General features: G+C 74.2%; 5 protein-coding genes. 4 read left to right on the top strand and 1 reads right to left on the bottom strand.

Annotated elements, in window-relative coordinates; all coding sequences use genetic code 11:
* Positions 1–46 precede the first annotated feature (46 nt).
* Positions 47–880, bottom strand: coding sequence for a CAP domain-containing protein (locus tag AB0O40_RS37105; RefSeq protein ID WP_365050564.1), 834 nt, complete (start codon positions 878–880; stop codon positions 47–49).
* Between the two features lie 130 nt (positions 881–1,010).
* Here AB0O40_RS37105 and AB0O40_RS37110 point away from each other — a divergent pair, with 130 nt between their 5' ends.
* From AB0O40_RS37110 to AB0O40_RS37125, 4 genes are all read left to right on the top strand, one after another.
* Positions 1,011–1,292, top strand: coding sequence for an acylphosphatase (locus AB0O40_RS37110; protein WP_365050566.1), 282 nt, complete (start codon positions 1,011–1,013; stop codon positions 1,290–1,292).
* Positions 1,293–1,671: 379 nt separating this feature from the next.
* The gene (locus AB0O40_RS37115) at positions 1,672–1,881 is read left to right on the top strand and encodes a hypothetical protein (protein WP_365050568.1); all 210 of its coding nucleotides are present in this window, start codon (positions 1,672–1,674) and stop codon (positions 1,879–1,881) included.
* Between the two features lie 168 nt (positions 1,882–2,049).
* Complete coding sequence (locus AB0O40_RS37120; protein WP_365050569.1) at positions 2,050–5,904, top strand: AAA family ATPase; 3,855 nt, start codon at positions 2,050–2,052, stop codon at positions 5,902–5,904.
* 204 nt (positions 5,905–6,108) lie between these two features.
* A partial coding sequence (locus AB0O40_RS37125) for an MFS transporter (RefSeq protein WP_365050571.1) occupies positions 6,109–6,542 on the top strand: 434 nt, incomplete at its 3' end.

Below are 6,542 nucleotides of genomic sequence, written 5' to 3' on the forward strand. Positions count from 1 at the left end.
GGTGGCTGGTGCGACCACCGGGGGGCGTCCACGTACTGCGGGACGGCTAGAAGCCGAAGTCCTGGGTCCACCACGGGCCGCCGGCGCCGAAGTAGGCACCGACACCGAGGGTGCGGAAGTCGCAGTTCAGGATGTTGGCGCGGTGGCCGGGGCTGTTCATCCAGGCGCTCATCACGGCCTGCGCGTCGGCCTGGCCGCGGGCGATGTTCTCGCCGCCCAGGCCGTTGATGCCGGCTTTCGAGGCGCGGTCCCACGGGTTCGCGCCGTCCGGGTCCGTGTGGTCGAAGAAGCCGCGGACGGCCATGTCCTTGCTGTAGGCGCCGGCCAGCGCGGCCAGCGGCGGGTTCTGCCGCACCGGGGTGCAGCCCGCCCGGGCCCGCTCCTGGTTCACCAGCGCCAGCACGGCGGCCTCGGCGCCGGCCGCGGAGTCCGGCACCCGGGCGGCGGGGCTCTTGGCCGGGGTGCGCGAGGGCGTCGGCACGGCCTTGGGGGCCGGCGTGCGCGAGGGCTCGGCGCTCGGAGTGGGCGAGGCCTTGGGCGACGGGGTGGCCGACGGGGTCGGCGAGGCCTTCGGGGTGTGGACCGCCGGGCTCTTGGGAGCGCTGCGCACCGGCGCCGGGCCGCTGCCGTCGGTCAGGCTCTTGAGCCCGCCGGGGTGCCGCGGCTGCTCCGAGGGCGTGGGGGTCGCCGACGGCAGGGCGCTCACCTTGGTCTCGGTGTCGCCGTGCCCGCCGAGGACGAAGTGGTCGCCGACCGGGACCAGACCGGAGGTGACGGCGGCGGCGCCGAGGGCGACGGCCGCGGTCACCCCGAGCAGGCCGGTGCGCACGGGCGCGTTCCGCTTGTCGCGCCGGGGCGCTGGGGCTCGGTGGCGTCCCATCGGCAGTGCCTTCCTCGGAAAAGATCACCTTTACTCACCCAAATGGGTGAGATGCATTGCTGCGCGACTGTACGCCATGAGGCCCGGGGGCGATGTGACCATGAAGGGAAGCGACGGATAGCGTTCGCGCATGACTGAAGACGTACGGATGACCGCCTGGGTGCGCGGCCGTGTACAGGGAGTGGGCTTTCGCTGGTTCACCAGGGAGAACGCCATGACGATCGGCGGGCTCAGCGGATTCGCGCTCAATCTCGACGACGGCCGGGTGCAGGTGGTGGCCGAAGGTCAACGTGAGAATTGCCACCGGCTCCTGGAATGGCTGCACTCTTCCGACACGCCCGGGCGCGTGGACGGCGTCACGGAAATATGGGGAGAGCCGCGCGGCGGCTACGACGGCTTCGCGATCCGCTGACCGGAGCGTGTTCCGCTTGAAGCGGGGTAGAAGGCCGGGGCGGACGTCTTGCCGATCACGGCGGGGCGTGGAAGGCTCGGGGTGAGGATGATCTCACCGGTCCCCCCGGCGGTCGCGACTGCGCCGCCGATGTGCCGAGGACCTGCGCGGACGATCTCCCCGGCCGCCCGGCGGGCGCAGTTCCCCGTCGGTACGGGGCGTGATCGTGTTGACCGTCAAACTTTTTGGTGAGACGCTGGAAGCCCCGCGCACCTTAGCTGTTCGGCAGTGCTGTCGAAAGAACCGCAGTGACACACAGGTACTGTCCGAGACCGCGGGTGCGAATCCCTCACGACCCACACCGCTTCGGTCGGTCACTCAGTGTGGAGGACCATCCATCATGGCAAAGGCGCTTCTCGGTTACGTCGGCGGTTCCGACCCGCGACTCCTCGCCGAGATGCGACGGCTTCAGCAGCGCGTCCAGGACCTCGAGTCCGAGCTCGTACGGATTCAGGCCGAGAACGACACGTTGACCGCCGCCGCTCAGCACGAAGAGTCGCTGCTGGACATGGACATCGACGTACCCAAGGCGGAGCCTGCGCTCACCTGATCGCTACGAGCCGCTCGTTCGCTGTCACTACTCCCGCAGTATCTGCAAGGGACGCTTCGGCGTCCCTTCTTTCTTTCCCCCGGACGGCCGGAGCCGGATTCTTTTAACGTCTGATGTGCCCTGCACCTTCATGGGTGAAACCGCAAGTGAAAGGTAGAGTCCGGCCGTGTGCACCTCAAGGCCCTGACCCTCCGCGGATTCAAATCCTTCGCTTCGGCCACCACCCTCCGCTTCGAGCCCGGGATCACCTGCGTGGTGGGCCCCAACGGCTCCGGCAAGTCCAATGTGGTGGACGCGCTTTCCTGGGTCATGGGTGAACAGGGCGCCAAATCCCTGCGCGGCGGCAAGATGGAGGACGTCATCTTCGCCGGCACCACCGGCCGCCCGCCGCTGGGCCGGGCCGAGGTGTCCCTCACCATCGACAACTCCGACGGTGCGCTGCCCATCGAGTACGCCGAGGTCACCATCACGCGGATCATGTTCCGCGGCGGCAGCAGCGAGTACCAGATCAACGGCGACACCTGCCGGCTGCTCGACATCCAGGAACTGCTCTCCGACTCCGGCATCGGCCGGGAGATGCACGTCATCGTCGGCCAGGGCCAGCTCGACTCGGTCCTGCACGCCGACCCGACGGGCCGGCGGGCCTTCATCGAGGAGGCGGCCGGCGTCCTCAAGCACCGCAAGCGCAAGGAGAAGGCGCTGCGGAAGCTGGACTCGATGCAGGCGAACCTGGCGCGCGTCCAGGACCTGACGGAGGAACTGCGCCGCCAGCTCAAGCCGCTCGGCCGGCAGGCGGCGGTGGCCCGGCGGGCCGCCGTCATCCAGGCGGACCTGCGCGACGCCCGGCTGCGGCTGCTCGCCGACGACCTGGTCACCCTGCGGGCGGCGCTGGCCGCCGAACTGGCCGACGAGGCGGCGCTCAAGGAACGTAAGGAGGCCGCCGAGGCCGAACTCGCCGCGGCCGTGCGCCGGGAGGCCGAACTGGAAGAGGCCGTCCGGGAGCTGGCCCCCCGGCTCGGCCGGGCCCGGCAGACCTGGCACGAGCTGTCCCAGCTGGCCGAGCGGGTGCGGGGCACCGCCTCGCTGGCCGAGGCCCGGGTCAGGAGCGCGACCGCACCGGCCGAGGAGGAACGGCGCGGCCGCGACCCCGAGGACATGGAGCGCGAGGCGGCCCGGATCCGCGAGCAGGAGGCCGAGCTGACCGCCGCCCTGGAGGCTGCCGAGCGGGCCCTGGAGGACACCGTCGCGCACCGGGCCGAGCTGGAGCGGGCGCTGGCCGTGGAGGAGCGCCGGCTGCGGGACGCGGCCCGGGCCATCGCCGACCGGCGGGAGGGGCTGGCCCGGCTCAGCGGGCAGGTGGGCGCGGCCCGGTCCCGGGCGGCCGCGGCGCAGGCGGAGATCGACCGGCTGACCGAGTCCCGGGACGCGGCGGCCGAGCGGGCGGTGGCCGCGCAGGAGGAGTACGAGGCGCTGCGGGCCGAGGTCGGGGAGCTGGACGCGGGGGAGGAGGCGCTGGGCGCCGCCCACGAAGCGGCCCGGGTGGAACTGGCCGCCGCGGAGTCCGCCCTGGCCGCGGCCCGGGACGAGCTGGCCGGCGCGGAGCGGTCCCGGGCGGCGGTGGCGGCCCGTCAGGAGGCCCTGGCCCTGGGGCTGCGGCGCAAGGACGGCTCCGGGGCCCTGCTGGCGGCCCGGGCCGAGCTGGCCGGGTTGCTCGGCCCGGCCGCCGCCCTGCTCACGGTCCGTCCCGGCCACGAGATCGCGGTCGCCGCGGCCCTGGGCGCCGCCGCCGACGCCCTCGCCGTGACCGACCCGGCCACGGCCGCGGCGGCCCTGCGGCACCTGCGCGAGACCGACGGCGGCCGCGCCACCCTGCTGATCGCGGGTACCCAGGCCCCGGCCGCTCCCGGTTCCGCGGGCCCCGCCGGGCCGGGCGTACCGGGGCAGGCGGGCCCGGCGGCCGCGGGTCCGACCGGTACGCGGGCACCGGACCGGCCCACGGCCGCCGCGGACCCGGGCCCGGCGGGGGTACCGGGGCAGCAGGGGCCGGCCGCGGCCCAGGGCGCCGTCCCGCACCCCGCCGTCTTCGCGGACCCGGGAGCCGGCCCCGCCGGGGCGGGCGGCCAGGGCGCGCCCGGACCGGCGGCCGCGGGCGGCGGCGCCGCCGAGCCGCACGGCACCGGCGGGCCGGCCGCGGTGGTCGCCGTGGGGGAGGCGGCGGTGCGGGCCCCGGCCGTGGCCGACGTGGTGGACGGGCCCCCCGGGCTGGTCGCGGCGGTGCGCCGGATCGTCGCGGGGTACGTCGTGGTCGGCTCCCTCGCCGAGGCCGAGCAGCTGGTCGGCGAGGACGCCGCCCTGGTGGCCGTGACCGCCGACGGGGACGTGCTCGGGGCACACCTCGCCCAGGGCGGCTCCGCCGGAGCCCCCAGCGTGCTGGAGGTCCAGGCGGCCGTCGACGAGGCCGGGGCCGAGCTGGTCCGGCTGGACGAGCGGATCGCCCGGGCCGGGGAGGCGAAGACCCGGGCCGAGCGGGCCCGGGCCGAACGCGCCGCACGGGTCGAGGAGTCGGGGGAGCGGCGCCGGGCCGCCGAGAAGGAACGCTCGGGCGTCGCGCAGCAGCTCGGCCGGCTGGCCGGCCAGGCCCGCGGCGCCGCCGGTGAGGCCGAGCGCAGCGAGGCGGCCACCGCCAAGGCCCAGGACGCTCTCGAACGCGCCCTGGCCGAGGCCGAGGAGCTGGCCGAACGGCTGGTCACCGCCGAGGAGATGCCCGCCGAGGAGGAGCCGGACCACGGCCCCCGCGACCGGCTCTCCGCCGACGGGGCCAACGCCCGCCAGACCGAGATGGAGGCCCGGCTCCAACTGCGCACCCACGAGGAGCGGGTCAAGGGACTGGCCGGCCGGGCCGACGCCCTGGACCGCGGGGCCCGCGCCGAGCGGGAGGCCCGGGCCCGGGCCGAGAGCCGCCGGGCCCGCCGCCGCCACGAGGCCGAGGTCGCCGCCGCCGTGGCCGACGGCGCCGGCCAGCTGCTGCGCCACATCGAGGTCTCGGTGGCCCGCAGCGCCCTCGACCGGGACGCCGCCGAGCAGGTCAAGGCGGTGCGCGAGCAGCAGTTGGGCCAGGAGCGCAGCCGCGGCCGGGACCTGAAGGGCGAATTGGACAAGCTCACCGACTCCGTGCACCGCGGCGAGGTGCTGGGCGCCGAGCAGCGGCTGCGGATCGAGGCCGTGGAGACCAGGGCCCTGGAGGAGCTGGGAGTGGAACCGGCCGGGCTGGTCGCCGAGTACGGCCCCGACCAGCCGGTGCCGCCCGCCCCGCCGGCCGAGGGCGAGGAGCTGCCGCAGGACCCCGAGCACCCGCGCAACCGGCCCGGGCCCTTCGTCCGGGTCCAGCAGGAGAAGCGGCTGCGCGCCGCCGAGCGCGCCTACCAGCAGCTCGGCAAGATCAACCCGCTGGCCCTGGAGGAGTTCGCCGCGCTGGAGGAACGGCACAAGTTCCTGAGCGAGCAGCTGGAAGACCTCCGCAAGACCCGCGCCGACCTGCTCCAGGTGGTGAAGGAGGTCGACGAGCGGGTGGAACAGGTCTTCACCGAGGCCTACCGGGACACCGCCCGGGAGTTCGAGGGCGTCTTCTCCCGGCTGTTCCCGGGCGGCGAGGGCCGGCTGGTCCTGACCGATCCCGACAACATGCTGACCACCGGGGTCGACGTCGAGGCCCGGCCGCCCGGCAAGAAGGTCAAGCGGCTCTCGCTGCTCTCCGGCGGCGAGCGCTCGCTGACGGCGGTGGCGCTGCTGGTGTCGATCTTCAAGGCCCGGCCCAGCCCGTTCTACGTGATGGACGAGGTGGAGGCCGCGCTGGACGACACCAACCTCCAGCGGCTGATCCGGATCATGGAGGAGCTGCAGGAGAGCTCGCAGCTGATCGTCATCACGCACCAGAAGCGGACGATGGAGGTCGCCGACGCGCTCTACGGCGTCTCCATGCAGGGCGACGGCGTCTCCAAGGTGATCAGCCAGCGGCTGCGCTGAGCCCGGTCGGGGTGTGCAGCGGGTTCGGGCCTTCAGGTCTTGAATGAAATCAGCGCATGCGGGTAGGCGGTGGCCAGCCAACCCCGGCTCTTGACTTCAGAAAGTGAACACATAGGCTCTGGACGCCCCCCGCCGTCTTCAGATGCGCACGATCATGACCTGTGCGCAACTAGGAGGACGGACGACACCCCCACGGAGCACACCTTGACCAGCACAGAGCGAGCGTCGGGCGCCGGCCCCGGGTCCGCGCAGCCCGACCACCTCGGCCACGTCATCTTCATCACCGCGGCCGCGGCCATGGGCGGCTTCCTCTTCGGCTACGACAGCTCCGTGATCAACGGCGCCGTCGAGGCCATCCGGGACCGCTTCGACATCGGTTCGGGGGCGCTGGCCCAGGTGATCGCCGCCGCGCTGATCGGCTGCGCGGTCGGCGCCGCCACCGCGGGCCGGATCGCCGACCGCATCGGCCGCATCCGCTGCATGCAGATCGCCGCGGTCCTCTTCACCGCCAGCGCGATCGGCTCGGCGCTGCCGTTCGCGCTGTGGGACCTGGCCATGTGGCGGGTGATCGGCGGCTTCGGCATCGGCATGGCCTCCGTCATCGGCCCCGCGTACATCGCCGAGGTCTCGCCGCCCGC

This window comes from Streptomyces sp. NPDC089919 (genome assembly GCF_040684615.1).
Classification (GTDB): domain Bacteria; phylum Actinomycetota; class Actinomycetes; order Streptomycetales; family Streptomycetaceae; genus Streptomyces.